21 protein-coding genes and 1 tRNA gene are annotated in these 17,254 nt (G+C 64.8%); 16 read left to right on the forward strand and 6 right to left on the reverse strand.

Annotation, left to right across the window (positions count from 1 at the left end):
- Positions 1–8 precede the first annotated feature (8 nt).
- The 5 genes from hisA to AR540_RS09255 all read right to left on the reverse strand — a co-directional run bounded on the left by hisA (position 9) and on the right by AR540_RS09255 (position 4,058).
- Positions 9–746, reverse strand: a complete 738-nt coding sequence (gene hisA, locus AR540_RS09235) for a 1-(5-phosphoribosyl)-5-[(5-phosphoribosylamino)methylideneamino]imidazole-4-carboxamide isomerase (protein ID WP_059228221.1) — start codon at positions 744–746, stop codon at positions 9–11.
- Positions 747–778: 32 nt separating this feature from the next.
- Positions 779–1,036, reverse strand: a complete 258-nt coding sequence (locus tag AR540_RS09240) for a DUF2164 domain-containing protein (protein WP_059228223.1) — start codon at positions 1,034–1,036, stop codon at positions 779–781.
- The gene (gene hisH / locus AR540_RS09245; RefSeq protein ID WP_059228225.1) at positions 1,036–1,674 is read right to left on the reverse strand and encodes an imidazole glycerol phosphate synthase subunit HisH; all 639 of its coding nucleotides are present in this window, start codon (positions 1,672–1,674) and stop codon (positions 1,036–1,038) included. Before hisH ends, AR540_RS09240 begins: the two co-directional genes overlap by 1 nt.
- A complete protein-coding gene (hisB, locus tag AR540_RS09250) occupies positions 1,674–2,267 on the reverse strand; it encodes an imidazoleglycerol-phosphate dehydratase HisB (protein WP_058768514.1) in 594 nt (197 codons plus the stop codon). Before hisB ends, hisH begins: the two co-directional genes overlap by 1 nt.
- Before the next feature lie 126 nt (positions 2,268–2,393).
- On the reverse strand, positions 2,394–4,058 hold the full coding sequence (locus tag AR540_RS09255; protein WP_059228228.1) for an OFA family MFS transporter: 1,665 nt from the start codon (positions 4,056–4,058) through the stop codon (positions 2,394–2,396).
- 296 nt (positions 4,059–4,354) lie between these two features.
- Between AR540_RS09255 and AR540_RS09260 the strand changes: the two genes are divergently transcribed.
- The 16 genes from AR540_RS09260 (at position 4,355) to AR540_RS09330 (ending at position 16,454) form a co-directional block, all read left to right on the forward strand.
- Positions 4,355–6,580 (forward strand): AsmA family protein, encoded by a 2,226-nt coding sequence (locus AR540_RS09260; RefSeq protein ID WP_059228230.1) that lies wholly within the window; start codon positions 4,355–4,357, stop codon positions 6,578–6,580.
- A complete protein-coding gene (mutY, locus tag AR540_RS09265; RefSeq protein ID WP_059228232.1) occupies positions 6,577–7,641 on the forward strand; it encodes an A/G-specific adenine glycosylase in 1,065 nt (354 codons plus the stop codon). The genes AR540_RS09260 and mutY overlap by 4 nt, the downstream gene beginning before the upstream one ends.
- Positions 7,638–7,910 carry an oxidative damage protection protein gene (locus AR540_RS09270; protein WP_059228234.1) on the forward strand — a complete coding sequence of 91 codons (273 nt, stop codon included), beginning with the start codon at positions 7,638–7,640 and terminating at the stop codon, positions 7,908–7,910. Before mutY ends, AR540_RS09270 begins: the two co-directional genes overlap by 4 nt.
- Before the next feature lie 244 nt (positions 7,911–8,154).
- A tRNA-Phe gene (locus tag AR540_RS09275) sits at positions 8,155–8,230 on the forward strand.
- Positions 8,231–8,403: 173 nt separating this feature from the next.
- Positions 8,404–9,723, forward strand: coding sequence for a tyrosine-type recombinase/integrase (locus AR540_RS09280; RefSeq protein WP_059228236.1), 1,320 nt, complete (start codon positions 8,404–8,406; stop codon positions 9,721–9,723).
- Complete coding sequence (locus AR540_RS09285) at positions 9,720–10,529, forward strand: hypothetical protein (RefSeq protein ID WP_059228239.1); 810 nt, start codon at positions 9,720–9,722, stop codon at positions 10,527–10,529. Before AR540_RS09280 ends, AR540_RS09285 begins: the two co-directional genes overlap by 4 nt.
- 84 nt (positions 10,530–10,613) lie before the next feature.
- Positions 10,614–10,850: a helix-turn-helix transcriptional regulator gene (locus AR540_RS09290; RefSeq protein WP_059228241.1), complete on the forward strand. Its 237-nt coding sequence runs from the start codon at positions 10,614–10,616 to the stop codon at positions 10,848–10,850.
- Entirely contained in the window at positions 10,850–11,149 is a 300-nt protein-coding gene (locus AR540_RS09295; protein ID WP_059228243.1) for a helix-turn-helix domain-containing protein, read from the forward strand. Before AR540_RS09290 ends, AR540_RS09295 begins: the two co-directional genes overlap by 1 nt.
- Before the next feature lie 332 nt (positions 11,150–11,481).
- Positions 11,482–11,658, forward strand: a complete 177-nt coding sequence (locus tag AR540_RS25715; protein ID WP_177339213.1) for a hypothetical protein — start codon at positions 11,482–11,484, stop codon at positions 11,656–11,658.
- Positions 11,645–11,953: a DUF3077 domain-containing protein gene (locus tag AR540_RS09300; RefSeq protein WP_059228244.1), complete on the forward strand. Its 309-nt coding sequence runs from the start codon at positions 11,645–11,647 to the stop codon at positions 11,951–11,953. The genes AR540_RS25715 and AR540_RS09300 overlap by 14 nt, the downstream gene beginning before the upstream one ends.
- Positions 11,950–12,276, forward strand: a complete 327-nt coding sequence (locus tag AR540_RS09305; protein ID WP_059228246.1) for a hypothetical protein — start codon at positions 11,950–11,952, stop codon at positions 12,274–12,276. Before AR540_RS09300 ends, AR540_RS09305 begins: the two co-directional genes overlap by 4 nt.
- Positions 12,277–12,278: 2 nt before the next feature.
- Positions 12,279–12,557: a hypothetical protein gene (locus AR540_RS09310; protein ID WP_059228247.1), complete on the forward strand. Its 279-nt coding sequence runs from the start codon at positions 12,279–12,281 to the stop codon at positions 12,555–12,557.
- Entirely contained in the window at positions 12,547–13,533 is a 987-nt protein-coding gene (locus tag AR540_RS09315) for a toprim domain-containing protein (RefSeq protein WP_059228249.1), read from the forward strand. Before AR540_RS09310 ends, AR540_RS09315 begins: the two co-directional genes overlap by 11 nt.
- A complete protein-coding gene (locus tag AR540_RS09320; protein ID WP_082706962.1) occupies positions 13,526–15,250 on the forward strand; it encodes a DUF3631 domain-containing protein in 1,725 nt (574 codons plus the stop codon). The genes AR540_RS09315 and AR540_RS09320 overlap by 8 nt, the downstream gene beginning before the upstream one ends.
- Positions 15,250–15,543, forward strand: a complete 294-nt coding sequence (locus tag AR540_RS09325; RefSeq protein WP_059228251.1) for a hypothetical protein — start codon at positions 15,250–15,252, stop codon at positions 15,541–15,543. Before AR540_RS09320 ends, AR540_RS09325 begins: the two co-directional genes overlap by 1 nt.
- A complete protein-coding gene (locus tag AR540_RS09330; RefSeq protein ID WP_059228254.1) occupies positions 15,540–16,454 on the forward strand; it encodes a hypothetical protein in 915 nt (304 codons plus the stop codon). The genes AR540_RS09325 and AR540_RS09330 overlap by 4 nt, the downstream gene beginning before the upstream one ends.
- A gap of 21 nt (positions 16,455–16,475) precedes the next feature.
- Here AR540_RS09330 and AR540_RS09335 read toward each other — a convergent pair whose 3' ends face one another.
- Positions 16,476–16,934 carry a hypothetical protein gene (locus AR540_RS09335; RefSeq protein WP_059228257.1) on the reverse strand — a complete coding sequence of 153 codons (459 nt, stop codon included), beginning with the start codon at positions 16,932–16,934 and terminating at the stop codon, positions 16,476–16,478.
- Positions 16,935–17,254: the final 320 nt, after the last annotated feature.

The raw sequence follows: 17,254 nt of genomic DNA on the forward strand, positions 1-17,254 counted from the left end.
CTGCGTCCTCAGACCTTGAAGTTGTCGCACAGCGCCTGGGCCTCGGCGACATCGAGGGTACCCTCGTAGATCGCCCGGCCGGTGATGGCGCCGATGATGCCCGGGCTGCGGGCGTCGAGCAGGTTCTGGATGTCACCCAGGTTGTGGATGCCGCCGGAGGCGATCACCGGGATGCTGGTGGCTTCGGCCAGGGCACGGGTGGCCGGGACGTTGCAGCCCTGCATCATGCCGTCGCGGGCGATGTCGGTGTAGACGATGGCGCTGACGCCATCGGCCTCGAAGCGCCGCGCCAGGTCGGTGACCTGCAGCTCGCTGACCTCGGCCCAGCCATCGGTGGCGACGAAGCCGTCCTTGGCGTCCAGGCCGACGATGACCTTGCCCGGGAAGGCGCGGCAGGCTTCGGCGACGAACTCCGGCTGCTTGACCGCCTTGGTGCCGATGATCACGTAGCCGACACCGGCGCGGACATAGTGCTCGATGGTCTCCAGCGAACGGATGCCACCCCCGATCTGGATCGGCAGGCCGGGATAGCGCTTGGCGATGGCGGTGACCACCTCGCCGTTGACCGGCTGGCCTTCGAAGGCGCCGTTGAGGTCCACCAGGTGCAGCCGGCGGCAACCGCCATCGACCCACTGGGCGGCCATGGCCACGGGATCGTCGGAGAACACGGTGGAGTCTTCCATGCGCCCCTGGCGCAGGCGGACGCAGGCGCCGTCCTTGAGGTCGATGGCGGGGATGATCAGCATGGCAATACCTTGGCTCTCGGGGTGAGGGCGATCTAGGGCTTTTCCAGCGCCCAGATGTCGCTTTCCAGGCTGTCGACGCGCTCCCTGAGCAGGGCCTGCACGTCGGCAACCGCCTTGTTGTAGTACAGCGGCCCGCACTCGCGGGCGAAGAAATCCAGCAGTTCCTCGACTTCGAAGCGCCCCAGGCGGACCTCGAAGCGATCGTCCAGCAGGGTCTGCAAGGCCGTGACCAGGCGCTGGCTCTGCTCGGGTTCTAGCGTAACCAGCGGCGCGGGCGGCTTGCGCGCCATTACCAGCGGCCGTCCCAGGCGAGGAAGTTGGCATAGAGTTGCAGACCGCAGTCGGCGCTCTTCTCGGGGTGGAACTGGGTGGCGAAGCGCGAGCCATCGGCCAGCGCCGCGGCGAAGTCCAGGCCGTAGCGACCGCGGCCGACCACCTGGCGTGGATTACCGGCCTCGACATAGAAGCTGTGCACGAAATAGAAGCGGGCGCGATCAGGAATGCTGTGCCAGAGCGGATGGTCGAGCACATGGCTGACCTCGTTCCAACCCATGTGCGGCACCTTGAGGGTCTCGCCCTCTTCTTGCATGCCGCCCGGGAAGCGGCGCACGGCGCCGGGGAACAGGCCGATGCAGTCCACGCCGCCGTTCTCTTCGCTGCGTTGCATCAGCGCCTGCATGCCGACGCAGACGCCGAGGAAGGGCCGGTCCTGGCTGACTTCGCGGACCAGTTCATCGATGCCCTGGCGGCGGATCTCGGCCATGCAGTCGCGGATGGCGCCGACGCCGGGCAGGACGATGCGGTCCGCCTCGCGGATCACCGAGGGATCGCCGGTCACCAGCACCTGGTGGCTACCGGCGTGCTCCAGGGCCTTGGCCACGGAGTGCAGGTTGCCCATGCCATAGTCGATGACGGCTACCGTCTGCATCACAGGCACCCCTTGGTGGAGGGCATGACACCGGCCATGCGCGGATCTTCGCTGAGGGCCATGCGCAGGGCGCGGCCGAAGGCCTTGAACACCGTCTCGATCTGGTGGTGGCTGTTGACGCCGCGCAGGTTGTCGACGTGCAGGGTCACCTGGGCGTGATTGGTGAAGCCCTGGAAGAATTCGAGGAACAGGTCGACGTCCATGCGGCCCACGGTGGCGCGGGTGAAGGGCACGTTCCAGTGCAGCCCGGGCCGGCCGGAAAAGTCGATGACCACCCGCGACAGGGCTTCGTCCAGGGGCACATAGGCATGGCCGTAGCGCTGGATGCCCTTCTTGTCGCCGACGGCCTTGGCGAAGGCCTGGCCGAGGGTGATGCCGATGTCCTCCACCGTGTGGTGGTCGTCGATGTGCAGGTCGCCGCGGCAGTGGATATCGAGGTCGATCAGCCCGTGGCGGGCGATCTGGTCGAGCATGTGCTCGAGGAAGGGAACCCCGGTGTCGAAGCGCGCTGCGCCCGTGCCGTCCAGGTCCAGGGATACCTTGACCTGGGTTTCCAGGGTGTTGCGCTCGACGGTTGCCTTGCGTTCGGCCATAGCCTGCTCCGCGAAAATCGGTGGGCGAAAGGGCCGATATTATAGGCGCGCGGGGGCGGGATCGAAAGCGCGGCGGGACGAGGCGTCCCGCCGCAAGGGGCGCCCTCGTCGGGCGCCCGCTGCCGCTTAGCTGAAGAGGGCAGCAGTTTTCTGCAGGGTGATCCAGATACCCCAGGCCAGCGGGATGCCCACGGCCAGCCAGGCGGCGATGGCCAGCGGCTTGGTCTTGGGATCGGCGCTCCACTCCAGTACCTGGGCACTGCCGGCGCTGCTGTCATGGCTCTTGGCGCGCTCGACGGCGAGTTCGGCCTCGGTCATGAAGTGCTTGTCGGCCACCGGGCGCACCAGCAGGTTGCAGATGAAGCCCAGCACCAGCAGGCCGGCCAGGATGTACAGGGTGATGTCGTACACCTGGGCGCGGGGGATACCCATGCTCAGCTGGTACTCGCGCAGGTAGTTGACCAGCACCGGACCGAAGACGCCCGCCGCGGCCCAGGCGGTGAGCAGACGACCGTGGATGGCGCCGACCATCTGGGTACCGAACAGGTCGGCGAGGTAGGCCGGCACGGTGGCGAAACCGCCGCCGTACATGGACAGGATCAGGCAGAAGGCGAAGACGAACAGCGCCACGCTGCCCAGGTGACCGGTCCAGGGCACGATGGCGTAGAGCACGAAACCCAGGGTGAAGAAGACGAAGTAGGTCATCTTGCGGCCGATGTAATCGGAGAAGGATGCCCAGAAGAAGCGACCGCCGATGTTGAACAGGCTCAGCAGGCCGGTGAAGCCGGCGGCGATGGCGGCGATCTGCTTGAGCTGGTCGGCGCTGAGTTCACCGTAGGTCAGGCCGTTGCCCAGCAGACGACCACCGAAGACTTCCTGCAGCAGCGGCGAGGCCATGCCGAGGATGCCGATACCAGCGGTCACGTTCAGGCAGAGCACGGCCCAGACCAGCCAGAACTGCGGGATACCCCAGATCTTGCTCACGTGGACGTGGCGGTTGGTGATCATGGCGTTCTGCGCCTTCTTGGTCGAAGGCGTCCAGCCGGCGGGTTTCCAGCCGGTCGGGGGTACGCGGTAGCCCAGGGCGCCACTCATCATGAAGACGAAGTAGATCACCGCCATGACCAGGAAGGCCTGCCAGACACCGACTTCGGTGGCGGAGGCGAAGTGGCGCATCAGCAGGTCGGCCAGGGGGGCACCCACCATGGCGCCACCACCGAAGCCCATGATCGCCATGCCGGTGGCCATGCCGCGCTTGTCCGGGAACCACTTGATCAGGGTCGACACCGGCGAGATGTAGCCCAGGCCCAGACCGATACCGCCGATGACGCCGGAGCCCAGCCACAGCATCCAGATCTGGTGGGTATAGATGCCCAGCGCGGAGATCAGCAGACCACCGCACCAGCACAGTGCCGAGACGACACCGGCCTTGCGCGGACCGGCGTGCTCCAGCCAGCCACCGAACAGAGCGGCCGAGCAGCCGAGGAAGATGAAGAACAGGGTGTAGATCCAGCCGAGCTGGGAGATCTTCCAGTCGCAGGTAGCGCTGAAGATCTGCTCGAAGAAGCCCATTTCCACCGGGCAGGCCACGGCGGCGGTGATGCCGATGGCCTTGGACAGCGGCAGCCAGAACACCGAGAAGCCGTAGGCCATGCCGATGCACAGGTGGATGGCCAACGCCGCCGGCGGTACCAGCCAGCGGTTGAAGCCGGGCTTGGCGACGATGCGCTCCTTGGACAGGAAGGCCGGTTGCGGCGAAGCGCCGGCACCAGCGGTGAGAGTACTGCTCATGGGTATAGCCCTTTTCGAGTGTATAGCTGCAAGCCGGCAGACATTCCTTGCACGTCTCCTCGGGAAAGAGTCAAAGAAAAGGCGTCAACCGACCGTAGGTGCGCGACATTAAAGCGCACCCCTGGCCACCTGCCAGCCTTTCTCATTTGGCAAGGTACGGGCGGCATCAGTTGTCCGACGAAACGGGTGATCACCACGGCTGTCACAGGCCCGACACCTCGATGACATCCAGGCCAGCCCAAGCCCTTATACTGGCCAGTCGCGCCATCGCCCGTCGGAACAGGAATTTCCTCGCCATGAAAGCTTTCGCCAAAGTGCTGGGTATCGTTCTCGTCGGCCTGCTGCTCCTGCTGGTCGCCGTAGGCTTCGCCCTCACCCACCTGGTCGATCCAAACGACTACAAGGACGAGATCCGCCAGCTGGCGCGCGACAAGGCCAACGTCGACCTGCAGCTCAAGGGCGACATCGGCTGGAGCCTGTTCCCCTGGCTGGGCGTCGAACTGCACGACGCCACCCTGGCCAGCGCCGCCACCCCGGACCGCCAGCTGGCCCAGGTACAGCGCCTGATCCTCTCGGTACGCCTGTTGCCGCTGCTGCTGCGCCGCGACCTGGAGATGAGCGACATCAAGATCGATGGCCTGGACCTCACCGCCAGCCGCGATGACCAGGGCCGTAGCAACTGGGCCGAGATCGGCCGCCCCGCTCCCCAGCCCGGCCAGCACGAGACGCCAGCCAACGCCCCGGCCGACGGCCAGGCGCCCGCCGCCCCGACGACCGCGCGACAACCGCTCAAGCTCAATGTCGAGAGCCTCACTGTGCGCAACTCGCGCATCGATTACAGCGATGCCCAGAGCGGCGCCCGCTATGCCTTCGAAGGCATCGACCTGGAAACCGGCGCCATCTACGCCGGCACGCCCATCCCGCTCAAGCTGGCCGGCACCGCCAGCACCACCCAGCCGCCGGTGAACGCCACCGTCCAGCTCAGCGGCGAATTCCGCTTCGATCCGGCCAGCCAGCAGTACGCCCTGGACAATCTCCAGTTGACCGGCGACGCCACGGGCGAGCCCTTCAACGGCAAGCTGGTCAACTATTCCGCCAGCGGCCAGTTGGCCGTCGACCGCCGCGCCCAGACCGCCGAATGGACCAGCCTCAAGCTCACCGCCAACGAGCTCAAGGCCCTGGGCGACCTCAAGCTGAGCGGGCTCGAGACAGCTCCCCAATTGACCGGCGGCCTCTCCATCGCCCGTCTTGACCTGCGCGCCTTCCTCACCGGCATCGGCGTCGAGCTGCCGGCCATGGCCGATGACAAGACCCTGCAACGCTTCGAGATGAACGCCCAGGTGCAGGCCAGTCGCAACGCCCTGGCGCTGAACGACTTCAACTTCAACCTGGACGACAGCACCCTCAAGGGTCGCGTCGCCCTGGACGACATCGCCCGCCGCGCCCTGCGCGTCCAGCTCAGTGGCGACAGCCTGGATCTGGACCGCTACCTGCCGGCCAAGGCCGCCGCCGCGCGCCAGGCCAACCAGGCACGGGAAGAGGAAGTCGCCCAGGTCGATGCCACCGCCACCCAGGGCAACTTCCCACTGCCGGAAGCCCCCACCCAGCATGCCTGGAGCCAGGAGACGCTGCTGCCGGTGGAGCGCCTGCGCAGCCTGGATGCCGACGTCGACCTGAGCCTGCAGCGCCTGACCCTCAACCGCCTGCCCTTCGAGAACGCCAGCCTCAAGGCCAAGGCCGCCGCTGGCCAGCTGCAGCTCAGCGCCCTGGAAGGTGAACTCTTCGGTGGCCACTTCCAGGCCAATGGCGCCCTCGACGTGCGCGGCGCGCAGCCGCAACTCACCGCCCAGGAGCGCATCAAGGGCGTGCCGGTGGAGCGCATCCTCCAGGCCCAGGGGCAGAAGCCGCCGGTGGAAGGCCTGCTCGACCTGGACGCCGACCTGCGCAGCAGTGGCGCCAGCCAACGTGCCCTGATCGATAACCTGGGTGGCACCGCCCACTTCGCCCTGCGCAACGGGCAATTGATCGACGCCAACGTCGAAAGCCAGCTGTGCCAGGGCATCGCCCTGCTCAACCGCAAGCCGCTGGAGCTGCCCCACGGCGGCCAGAACACCCCCTTCCGCCAGCTGAGTGGCAGCCTCACCATCGTCAATGGCGTGGCGCGCAACCAGGACCTGAGCGTCAGCGTGCCGGGCCTGGCGGTGAAGGGCACGGGCGACGTCGACCTGCGCACCCTGGGTCTCGACTATCGCCTGGGCATCACCGTACAGGGCGACACCAACGCCGCCGCCGATCCTGGCTGCCAGGTCGGCGCGCGCTATGCCGACATCGAATGGCCCCTGCACTGCCGCGGCCCCATGGAGCTGGGCGCCAAGGCCTGCCGCCTGGACCGCGAGGCCATGGGCCAGATCATCGCCCGCGCCGCCGGCAATCGTCTGAACGAAAAAATCGAAGAGAAGCTCGGTGATAAAATCAGCCCCGACATCCAGAACGCCATCCGAGGGCTGCTGCAACGCCGATGACTGACGACGCCTTTGGTACCGCCGTACTGGCCTGGTACGACCTGCACGGGCGCAAGGACCTGCCCTGGCAGCAAGCCGTGACCCCCTATCGCGTCTGGGTCTCGGAGATCATGCTCCAGCAGACCCAGGTCGCCACCGTGCTGGGCTACTTCGATCGCTTCATGCAGGCACTGCCCACCGTCGAGGCCCTGGCTGCCGCCTCCGAGGACGAGGTGCTGCACCTCTGGACCGGACTGGGCTACTACAGCCGCGCGCGCAACCTGCACAAGGCCGCCAAGACCGTGGTCGAGCGCCATGGCGGCGAATTCCCGCGCAGCGTCGAGGCCCTGGCCGAGCTGCCCGGCATCGGTCGCTCCACCGCCGGCGCCATCGCCAGCCTGAGCATGGGCATCCGCGCGCCCATCCTCGACGGCAACGTCAAGCGCGTCCTGGCCCGCTATACCGCCACGCCCGGCTACCCGGGCGAACCCGCCGTGGCCCGGCGGCTATGGGACGTGGCCGAGCGGTTGATGCCTCGCGAGCGGGTCGGCCACTACACCCAGGCGATGATGGACCTGGGTGCCACCCTCTGCACCCGCAGCAAGCCCAGTTGCCTGCTGTGCCCGGTCAAGCCGGGTTGCCGCGCCCATCTGCTGGGCCAGGAGACCGACTTCCCCGCGTCCAAGCCACGCAAGACCCTGCCGCAGCGGCATACGCTGATGCCGCTGTTCGTCAACGACGACAACGCCGTGCTGCTGCAGCGCCGACCTTCCACCGGTCTCTGGGGCGGCCTCTGGGGGCCACCGGAAGTGGCCGACGAAGCCGAGCTCCTGGCCCTCGCCCAACGCCAGGGCCTGAGCGTCGACGAACGCCAGGCGCTGCCCGGTCTGGTGCATACCTTCAGCCACTTCCAGCTGGCCATCGAACCCTGGCTGGTGCAGGTGGACCATCGCCGCCACGCCGTGGCCGAGGGTGACTGGCTTTGGTATAACCTCGCCTCCCCGCCGCGCCTGGGCCTCGCCGCCCCGGTGCAGAAACTGCTCAAGCGCGCCGAGCAGGCGCTCAAAGGAGAATCCGCATGACCCGCACCGTGATGTGCCGCAAGCACAAGCAGGAGCTGCCCGGCCTCGACCGTCCGCCCTACCCCGGCGCCAAGGGCGAAGACATCTACCAGCACGTCTCCAGGCAGGCCTGGGAAGAATGGCAGAAGCACCAGACCATGCTGATCAACGAACGTCGGCTGAACATGATGAACGCCGATGATCGCAAGTTTCTCCAGGCGGAGATGGACAAGTTTCTCTCCGGCGAAGACTACGCCCAGGCCGAGGGCTACGTGCCGCCAAGCCCCTGACCGACAGCTAAGAAGCTGGTCACGATCTGCTGCGCGTCGGCCAAACCGCGTTGAAAACGGCTTCGGAATGCTCATTGACCACTCGTAAACCCGAGCGCGGGTCCGATCCGCTTCCTCAACCGCTTTCGCCTTGTTTTTCTCTCGCTCGCGAGATCGTGAACAGCGTCTAAGCGCCCGAAAAATCTAAATTTTTTTGGGCTCGCTGTTGACACAAGACCGAGAAACGCTTTTAATGCGCCCCGTTGCCCAGGTAGCTCAGTTGGTAGAGCAGGGGATTGAAAATCCCCGTGTCGGCGGTTCGATTCCGTCCCTGGGCACCAAGAACATAAATCCGAATGGTCCTGTATGACCTCGGAACCCAGAGAAACCGGCCCTTGAGCCGGTTTTTTTGTGCCCGTATGGTTCCGTATAGCGATATACAAACCTGGGTTTTAGGGGTATGAATGGGGGTACGACCCGATTCGATTTAACCCGTACCCCTAAAAGTGACGCTATGGCACGCCCCATCACGCCTCTGAGCGATTCCAAGTGCGAGGCCGCCAAGGCCAAGGACAAGCCTTACAAGCTGGCCGATGGCCAAGGTCTTTACCTTCTGGTGCGCCCTTCCGGCAGCAAGGTCTGGCGGATCAAGTACAACCGACCCAACGGCCAGGAGAACACGCTCACCGTGGGCGAGTACGGTCGTAAGGGCATCACACTGGCAAAGGCCCGGCAGGCCCGCCAGGACGCTCGTAACCTCATCGCCCAGGGCGTCGACCCTGCTGAGCACGCCAAGCTTGAGGAGGCCAAATCGCAGAACGCGACCACCTTCGAGGTAATCGCCCGAGAGTGGCACGCCTCTCAGGTGAAACGCGGCAAGTGGTCTGCCGGCCATGCGGAGCGTGTTCTGCGCGAGATGCAGGCGGATCTGTTCCCCATGCTGGGCAAACGTCCGATTGAGCAGCTGAAGACCCGCGACCTGCTGGCGCCCCTGCACGCCATCGAGGCCCGCGACGCCCTGGACATGGCTGCTCGCCTCAAGCAACGGTTGTGCTCTGTGATGCGCCACGCCACCCAAACCGGCAAGCTCGATTACAACCCGGCCCAGGACCTCGGCGGTGCCATCTCCACGCGCAAGACGAAGCATCGCCCCGCCCTGCCCCTAGATCGCCTTGGCGAGCTGGCGCAGCGTATTGAGCAGTACCCGGGCCGGCCGCTGACCCGCCTGGCGTTGCTGCTCACCCTGCAGGTGTTCGTCCGGTCGAGTGAGCTGCGCTTTGCCCGCTGGGCGGAGTTCGACCTCAAGCGGGCGCTGTGGATCATCCCAGGCGAGCGGGAGGCCCTGGAGGGCGTCAAGCACTCCACCCGTGGAAGCAAGATGAGGGATGACCACCTGGTGCCGCTCTCGCCCCAAGCCATCGCCACGTTGGAGCAGATCCACGCCATGACCGGCCAAGGCGAGCTGGTCTTTCCCAGTGACGCCTACGCCAGTAAGCCGATGAGCGAGAACACGGTTAACGCCGCCCTCCGCCGCATGGGCTACGACACCCAGAACGACGTGTGCGGGCACGGCTTCCGCACGATGGCCTGCTCTGCCCTGGTTGAGTCTGGCCTATGGTCTGAGGACGCCGTAGAGCGCCAGATGAGCCACAAGGAGCGCAATAGCGTGCGAGCGGCCTACATCCACCGGGCCGAGCACCTGGAAGAGCGACGGCTGATGCTGAACTGGTGGGGCAATTTCATGGACGCCAACCGGGTAGCGCCTGTGACGCCGTTCGAGTACGCCAGGCCGGCCGGGGATAACGTGGTCGGGTTACGGAGGGTTGCCCAGTGAGCAAGCTCACCAAATTCAAACCCGGGCTGAAGCTCAAGCAGGCAGCAGAACTCCTATCAAGGCTCATAGGTGAAGACCTGACCACTGATGACATATTTACGCTGTACTGCGCGGACTGGCTGCCTGCCGTCCTCCCGGTCCATGCGACGCTCTACAGGCTTCGGCCGCAATTCCAGCCTGATATCCACGAAAACTACGTCGCTGATGGCCGCTATTTCATGGAGCCAGAGGAAACCGCAGGGTTTTGCTCAGGCCTGCAAATGCCTTGCGATATCGTCTTCGTCAACGGAATGCACGCCTTCTCGATGCGGGATGACGAGGGAAACTTCTACGCCCTCAAGGACAACGCCGACGATGAGTTCATAGGCCCCGCGTATGAGCATGTCGACGACCCTGAGCGCCTTGTGGTCGAGCCCTTCGATATCTTCGATATAGCGGCGATGGCCAACGACGAAGGGACGCTTCCCCAACGTCAGTACATACCCCGGGCAAGTACCTGGTGCATTAGCGCCGTCCAGCTCTACAACCTCCCGCCATTGGTAGACACGCCGCGGCCAGCCAAAGAGCAGATCGAGCCGCCGGCGAAAGAACCGCCATCTAAGAACCTTGTGCTGGCGGCACTGGTGGAGATCGTTACCAGCTCGGAGGCCAGACGCTGGAATCAGGACAGCCTGGCGACCGAGATACAGGAGAGGTTCGGCAGCGTCCGGGGGCTGGGCAAGAAGACGGCAACCAACCTGTTCTCCGAGGTCCGCAAGTCGCTGCAGGCGGCTAGGCACGATGCCAATTCAGACCTGCAATCCTAATTAGGAAAAACGCTATCCCAATTGGGATGACTGGCTATCCAGCCAGTAGCGAGACTGGCTCCGTACTCACTCGGAGCCATACACATGCACCACGAACCCATCATCACCCAAGGCCTTATCCGCAAGGTAAAGCTCTGCCAGCAACTCGGGATCACCTCGGGCGGTCTGGACAAGCTCAAGAAGCGCGACCCCTCCTTTCCCAAGCCCATCAAAGACAGCGAAAGCCGCCAGGCAGCCGCCTATTACGTCGTGGCCGAGGTTGAGGCCTGGTTGCAGCGCAAGGTCGCCGAACGCGATGCAGCGCAGGGAGTGGCTGCCTAATGGACGAAAAAAAAGGCCACCCCCAAGAGAGCAGCCCCAACAATTCGCACCTGCACGATACCAGCAATGGCGCCCAGCGTCGTCGCTCCCTCAAGCGCTTGCAGCAAGGCCCCGTAGATACCCTGACCCTCCGTCGCGAGCTGTGCGTGCTGATGCCCGCCGCGCGGATCAAGGAACTGCGCGACCTGGGCTACAACATCTCGACCACCCGCGTCAGCCTGGCCGACGAGCAGGGTGTCTGGCACAAGGGCGTGGCGCTCTACACCCTGCACGCTAACCCCGTCGAGGTGGCAGCATGATGGCCCTCAAGCTCTCCGCTCGACTGCCGATAAACGGCTCTGCCTGTGTACTGAAACCCCTTGTTTCACCGAAGGGGGTCGGCTATCGTTTCCCCGTCGCTGCCAATTCAGCGACCGGGTTTGGCGACCCGAGTAGCAAAAGGCGCACAGGCGCCCATACCGATTGCAGGCGCTTTTTTTGTGCCCGTAAGTCCGTGTTATGGCGGTCGTGCGTGGGAGACCGAAAGGTCTGCCGGGTTCCTTTTGCCCCGGTTCGCCAACCTGCGCACGGCTGCCTCCCTTCGTTTGGCGACGATGGCGGCAGCTCCTACCAGCAAAAGGAGCTTCACCCCATGATCCCTACCCGCAATCCGTCTGCCATACGCGTCCGTGCCGCCGCGCACCGCCAGATGGCTCTGTCCGCCCTGCACGCTGATTCCTCGCTGGGTACCCGCCTCCGCCGCTACAACGCTCACATGGCGATCGCCCGCGACCTGGAAGCCCTGGAGGTGTCCCATGGCGCGCGCTAATGCCATCCCCACCAAGCTGACCACCCGCCAGGGCTCTGCTTTCATGTCCACCGGGCACGTCGACAAGCACCAGCGCCTACTGAGCGTCAACGGTGACATCGATGCTGTGGACGCCTTGGAGACGGCCTCGGCAATGCTCCAGGCCACGTTCGACCTCCTGCATGACGCCGGCATGGCCGGCAACAACGACCAAGGCCTGCAAGGAAACTCCGCCTGTTTGGTGCTGCACACGCTGGAGACTGTCCACGCGCTGATTGATTCGGTCGGACAAGGCCTTGAGGAGGCGCAGCAATGAGCAACGCACCCTCCTGGTACGACCTGATGGTCAGCGACGCCTCTATCCAGCAGCTCGCGTCTGAGCAACTGGAGCGGGCCCACCGGATGGCCGACGGCGAGACTGCCACTCTGGCGCTGGGCATCTCCGGCCTGGGCAACCTCATGGCCTGCGCCGCCAGCAACAAAGACTCCGGCCTGAGCGAGGAGGCGGTCGAGAGCGTCGGCTGGATGCTGGATAGCCTCGGGCGCCTGCTCGCCACCATGAACGACACCCAGGGCCTCATACAGCATCGTCTCGATGCTCTGAGCCAGTCCGCCAAGCCCAAGCCGCCGAGGGCCTAATCATGACGAACTTCAAACAGCGCCCCGTAGCGCTGACGGGATCGGCTTGCTTGGAAAAAGTGGGCACCCTGTTCTATGTCACCCACCCAAAGGCGTCCCGCCCGCTGCTGGGCCCGTTCCTGAGTGAGGCTGACGCCCTGCACGGGGTCACGGTCATGCGTAGTGCTGGCGCTCAGGTGGAAGCCCGCACAGCCCCGCTCGACGACGTGGCTCGCTGGCACGCCCAGAACAACGGCGCCATCTGCCGGGCCTTCGCCCAGGGGGTGGCTCATGTCCGTTGAAGCCATCCGCCTAGTCGCAAGTTTCTCCGTGCGCTTCGCCCCGTCCTTGGTGCCCGAACTGCTCCCAGAGGGACGGCGCCAGGGTGGGGAGTGGTGGAGCCGCAACCCGACCCGGGCTGACCGCAACCTTGGCAGCTTCTCCGTCTCGCTCAAGGATGGCAGGTGGAACGATTTTTCCAGCGGGGACCGGGGCGGCGATCTGGTCAGCCTCGCGGCCTTCGTGCTGGGCAGCAGCCAGACCGATGCGGCGATCTGGATCGCCCGTCGCCTGGGTCTGGATCTGCCAGAGCTGGAGGGCCGGCCTGGGGCAACCGACGCTGACTTGCAGCGCCAGCTCCAGAACGCCACCCGCGAGAGCGAGGCCCGCACCCTGGAGCACGTCCGCCAGATGCAGGAGCGCCAGCAGGCAGCCGCCGAGAAAGCGCAATGCCTGTGGCGCGATGCCCGGCGAGCAGATCCAGAGCACGGCTATCTCCGCCTCAAGCGCCTGGCGCCCATGGCACTGCATCAGCGGGGCTCTGAGCTGCTGGTGCCCCTGTTCTTGAATGGCGCCCTGATCAACCTGCAGATGATCACCCCAGACGGGGGTAAACGCTTCCTGTCCGGTGGGCGGGTGAAAGGCGCCTATGCCGCCATTGGCCGGCGGGAGAACGCCAGCCAGCTCTACATCTGCGAGGGCTATGCGACCGGCGCCACCCTGCACCAGCACACCGGCCAGCCAGTGGCCTGCGCCATGAACGCCGGCAACCTGCTCCCGGTGGCCACCGCCTTGCGCGAGCGTTACGGCCAGACCTTCGAGCTGGTGATCGCCGGCGACGACGACCGCCAAACCGACGGCAACCCAGGCCGCACAGCAGCAAACGCGGCTGCCCTGGCTAATGGCGCCAAGGTCGTCTTCCCAGACTGGCCCGAGGGCGCACCTGATCACCTTAGCGACTTCAACGACCTAGCCGTATGGAGCGCCCGCCATGAGTGAGAACGTTATCCCCATGAAAGCAAGCGATCCCATCGATACCGCTGTGCAACGCCTCAAGCAGGACGCTGGCGCCATCTACGAGCCCGCCATCCTCGCCGAGCTGCGCAAGTGGCGGGAAGGTGCGCCAGACCGCTTCGCCAGGATCAGGAAACAGGTCAAGGACTCCGGCGTGCTGAGCATGACCGAGTTCGACCGCCTGACCGCTCCCGCCATTGACAACCGTGAAGCGGCGAACGCGAGCATCTTCGGAGAGGTGGAGGCCTGGGCCTACCCGGTCGACGGCTCCGCCCTACTGGATGACATCGTGTCCGCGCTCACCCTGCACGTCATTGCCGACAAAGAGACGATCCGGGCCGCTGCACTCTGGTCGGCCTTTACCTGGCTGGTCGACGTGGTCCAGGTGGCGCCCATCGCCAACATCACGGCACCGGAGAAGCGATGCGGGAAATCGATCCTGCTCACCGCCCTCGGCAAGCTAGCCTATCGCCCCCTACAGGTGAGCAACATCGCACCAGCGGCGTTGTTCCGGGCCATAGAGCTGTGGGCGCCTACCCTGCTCATCGATGAGGTGGATGCCTTCCTGGCGGCGCACGAAGATACTCGGGGCATTCTCAATTCTGGCTTCACCCGAGACAGCGCGGTCGTTATCCGTTGCGTGGGCGACGACCACATGCCGACACCCTTCAACGTCTGGGGCGCCAAGGCCCTATGCGGCATCGGCAAGATCGCGGACACCCTGGCCGACCGGAGCGTGCCGCTACGCCTGCGCCGCCGGGTAGCAGGTGAGTCCGTGGCGCTGCTCAGGCACTCCGACCCCGCGCTCTGGGAGACTCTGCGTTCCAAACTGGCACGTTTTGCTGCCGACCACGCCGAGCAGATCGGCCAAGCAAAGCCGGCACCTATCCTAGGCCTTAACGATCGGGCGAATGACTGCTGGGAGCCGCTGCTGGCAATTGCCGAGGCCGCCGGCGGCGAGTGGCCACGTCAGGCCCGCCAAGCCGCCATTGTGCTGCACGGCCTGGAAGGCGAAGCGCCCAGCGTCGGCGCCGAGCTGCTCGCGGATATCAAGGCGGTTTTCGACAACAAGCGGGCGACCAAGGTGTTCAGTACCGAACTCCTTGAGGCGCTTCTGCTGGATGACGAGGCACCCTGGGCAACGTGGAATCGTGGCAAGCCCATGTCGCCTCGGCAGCTCTCCGCAAAGCTCAATGACTTCGGCATCAAGTCCGGCACCGTGCGGATGGGAGCGGTCACCAAGAAGGGCTATTCGCGGGACCAGTTCAGTGACGCCTTTTCTCGCTACCTGACGGGGGCTGAAAGCGTCACACCGGCACAACCCAGTAACAGCGCGGCTTCCAGCGATTATCAATCCGTCACATCGACTCATAGTGTGACGGATAAAAAGAGCCTGAAACCCAGTAGTGGCGCGGGTTGTAACGGTGTAACGGATAGAGCCCCCCTACAGCCGAAAGCGGGCATGAACCAGCGCCAGCACTCCCCAAGGGCGACCACTACATCCGCGACAACGCTACAAACCAGCAATGGCGCGGCTTCCAGCGGGAATCTATCCGCGACAAAGACTCAGAGTGTAGCGGATAAAAAAGCTCTAGAGCCCAGCAATGGCGCGGGTTGTAGCGTTGTCGCGGATAGAGACCATGGACAGTGGGAAGGCGGTCCGGGCCAGCGCCCCATCACCGACGATGAGGAGGGGCTGTGATGGCAGCAGTCGATTACCTCCGCGATCAAGGTCTGAGCGTTCGCCGAGTGGGCATGAGGGTCGTCATCGGCCCCAAAGCCATGATCACCGACGACGTTCGCAAGTACGTGAAGACCCATCGCCTGGCGCTGCTGGCCGAGCTGGCGGCGAACGATGGGGTGGAGCGCCGCTGCGCCTGGACGGTGCTGGTACCTGGCTACCGACCTTTCACCATGATTGGCGAGCCGATCACCCATGCCGAGGCGCTGGCCGATGCTGGCGCTCGCTGGCCGGGCGCGGAGGTGCAGCCATGACGAAACAGCGGGTTTCAGATGAACAGCGTGCCCAGGTGCTCGAACTGCGCCGGCGGCACTCGCTGCGCCAGGTGGCGGAGCTGACCGGCCTGCCCTTGGGCACGGTCAAAACGCTGGTGTCTCGCTCTGGCGCCTTCCGCGACAACGAACGGCACCGGGCGCTCTTCACCCTGCCGCCCATGCAGGAGAGCCGGGAGACGCTGCCCATGGTGCCGGAGATGCCTAGGCAGCAGCGGGTGACAGGTGACACCGAGGTCGACGCCCTGCTGTGGCTGCGGGAGGTCATCAACACGGGCGAACCGGCGCTGATTGATCGAGCGCTAGAAGCGGCGACCTGCATCGCTACCTCACTGGCCGAGGTAGAGCAGCGCTATACCGCCTGGCTGCAACGTACCCACCCCGGCAACCTGTTCGCAGCCTTGTCGTCGTTCAACTTCGCCAATCTGGACGGCCTGGCCCGCACCGCCAAGGATCGCCGGGCGAAGCAGCTCGAGGCCCGCGCCAGGTTCGGCGATCAGGTCGAGGCCCTGACCGACGCTGAGCAGTTCTGTGAGGAGGCCCTGCACGGCATCACCGGCGACCTGGTGAAGTACGACAAGGCCGAGGTGTCCGACCGATTCCGGTCCAGGCCGGAGCTGATGCCCTACACCCTGACCGACTGCCTGCACGAGCTGAACTTCTGGTCCCGCCTGTACTGGCTGCGACACGCCGTCATCGATTGGGGCGACGGACCGTTCGAGAGCATCGCCAGGGAATGGTTCGTGCGCGACCTGCTGGGCGAGATCCGGCCACGCAATCGGGACGAGGCCAAGGCCGTGCTGCTCTACCTGGTCCAGCAGCACGGCGACTACCGCTTGCCCGACGTAGACGCGGTACTGCTCAACCTGCTGGGCGTGTCTGCTGGCGATTGAGCTCGCTGCCTAATCCATGCTCTACAAGCCCGCCCAGGTCACAGCACTTGCATATGCCAGGCGGGCTCCTCTTTCGAGCGCTTCAGACGTCAGTGTCTTTATCGTGGAAGAGACTCCATCCGTAGTGGCCTTTTTGAGCGCGGAACCCAGGCTGGTACCCGCTGCCAAGCTACTTGGCTCCTTTTTCAATACAGCAAGCGTTTTGGCAGTCAACACACATCCATAGAAGGCCGTGGGACACGATTGCTGACCATCGAAGTAGATATAGCCGCTCTGACGGAGCCAGCTTATCGATGCTTCGAAGAAATCATCAATCTCGAATACTCTGTCCAGCTCCTCATCATCGGTGTCACTTGAGCCCGCTATTGCTCTTGCGAAGTCTGCAGCATGAAGCTTTTTGCTAACCGGAAACGAGTCGTACAGAGAGGCAAAAACCTCGCCGACGAGTTGGTCGAATCGCTCGATGTTGCTACTGGCCATACTGTCTCCATCCTGCTCGATCATCAATCACAACGCACGCCCAGTCCGATATTGGGCCGGTCTAGCAGGACGGTCGGCCTTGAGATCCCTGATCTAGACAGCATTGCGCCATACCTCCCCGTCTTGGGTCCTTCCTACCCCCGGCCCGGTTGGGGGTAATTCGGGCCCCGCTTGAAAGCCATGTGTGAGAATTTTCGGGGGGTTGGTTGTTATATTGTCGTCGCACTGGAGCCCGCGCCATTGCTGGGTTTCGCGCCAAAAATACACCAACCAGGGCATCGAAAAGACCAACCCGGCACTCGCTGGTCGACCATAGCGCC

The sequence above is a fragment of the Pseudomonas sp. EpS/L25 genome, assembly GCF_001512295.1.
In the GTDB taxonomy this organism is placed as follows: domain Bacteria; phylum Pseudomonadota; class Gammaproteobacteria; order Pseudomonadales; family Pseudomonadaceae; genus Chryseomonas.

Bases quoted from the DNA above. Each gene is read 5' to 3' on its own strand.
- hisA (WP_059228221.1), bottom strand. From the start codon at position 746: ATGCTGATCATCCCCGCCATCGACCTCAAGGACGGCGCCTGCGTCCGC.
- AR540_RS09240 (WP_059228223.1), bottom strand. From the start codon at position 1,036: ATGGCGCGCAAGCCGCCCGCGCCGCTGGTTACGCTAGAACCCGAGCAG.
- hisH (WP_059228225.1), bottom strand. From the start codon at position 1,674: ATGCAGACGGTAGCCGTCATCGACTATGGCATGGGCAACCTGCACTCC.
- hisB (WP_058768514.1), bottom strand. From the start codon at position 2,267: ATGGCCGAACGCAAGGCAACCGTCGAGCGCAACACCCTGGAAACCCAG.
- AR540_RS09255 (WP_059228228.1), bottom strand. From the start codon at position 4,058: ATGAGCAGTACTCTCACCGCTGGTGCCGGCGCTTCGCCGCAACCGGCC.
- AR540_RS09260 (WP_059228230.1), top strand. From the start codon at position 4,355: ATGAAAGCTTTCGCCAAAGTGCTGGGTATCGTTCTCGTCGGCCTGCTG.
- mutY (WP_059228232.1), top strand. From the start codon at position 6,577: ATGACTGACGACGCCTTTGGTACCGCCGTACTGGCCTGGTACGACCTG.
- AR540_RS09270 (WP_059228234.1), top strand. From the start codon at position 7,638: ATGACCCGCACCGTGATGTGCCGCAAGCACAAGCAGGAGCTGCCCGGC.
- AR540_RS09280 (WP_059228236.1), top strand. From the start codon at position 8,404: ATGGCACGCCCCATCACGCCTCTGAGCGATTCCAAGTGCGAGGCCGCC.
- AR540_RS09290 (WP_059228241.1), top strand. From the start codon at position 10,614: ATGCACCACGAACCCATCATCACCCAAGGCCTTATCCGCAAGGTAAAG.
- AR540_RS09295 (WP_059228243.1), top strand. From the start codon at position 10,850: ATGGACGAAAAAAAAGGCCACCCCCAAGAGAGCAGCCCCAACAATTCG.
- AR540_RS25715 (WP_177339213.1), top strand. From the start codon at position 11,482: ATGATCCCTACCCGCAATCCGTCTGCCATACGCGTCCGTGCCGCCGCG.
- AR540_RS09300 (WP_059228244.1), top strand. From the start codon at position 11,645: ATGGCGCGCGCTAATGCCATCCCCACCAAGCTGACCACCCGCCAGGGC.
- AR540_RS09305 (WP_059228246.1), top strand. From the start codon at position 11,950: ATGAGCAACGCACCCTCCTGGTACGACCTGATGGTCAGCGACGCCTCT.
- AR540_RS09310 (WP_059228247.1), top strand. From the start codon at position 12,279: ATGACGAACTTCAAACAGCGCCCCGTAGCGCTGACGGGATCGGCTTGC.
- AR540_RS09315 (WP_059228249.1), top strand. From the start codon at position 12,547: ATGTCCGTTGAAGCCATCCGCCTAGTCGCAAGTTTCTCCGTGCGCTTC.
- AR540_RS09320 (WP_082706962.1), top strand. From the start codon at position 13,526: ATGAGTGAGAACGTTATCCCCATGAAAGCAAGCGATCCCATCGATACC.
- AR540_RS09325 (WP_059228251.1), top strand. From the start codon at position 15,250: ATGGCAGCAGTCGATTACCTCCGCGATCAAGGTCTGAGCGTTCGCCGA.
- AR540_RS09330 (WP_059228254.1), top strand. From the start codon at position 15,540: ATGACGAAACAGCGGGTTTCAGATGAACAGCGTGCCCAGGTGCTCGAA.
- AR540_RS09335 (WP_059228257.1), bottom strand. From the start codon at position 16,934: ATGGCCAGTAGCAACATCGAGCGATTCGACCAACTCGTCGGCGAGGTT.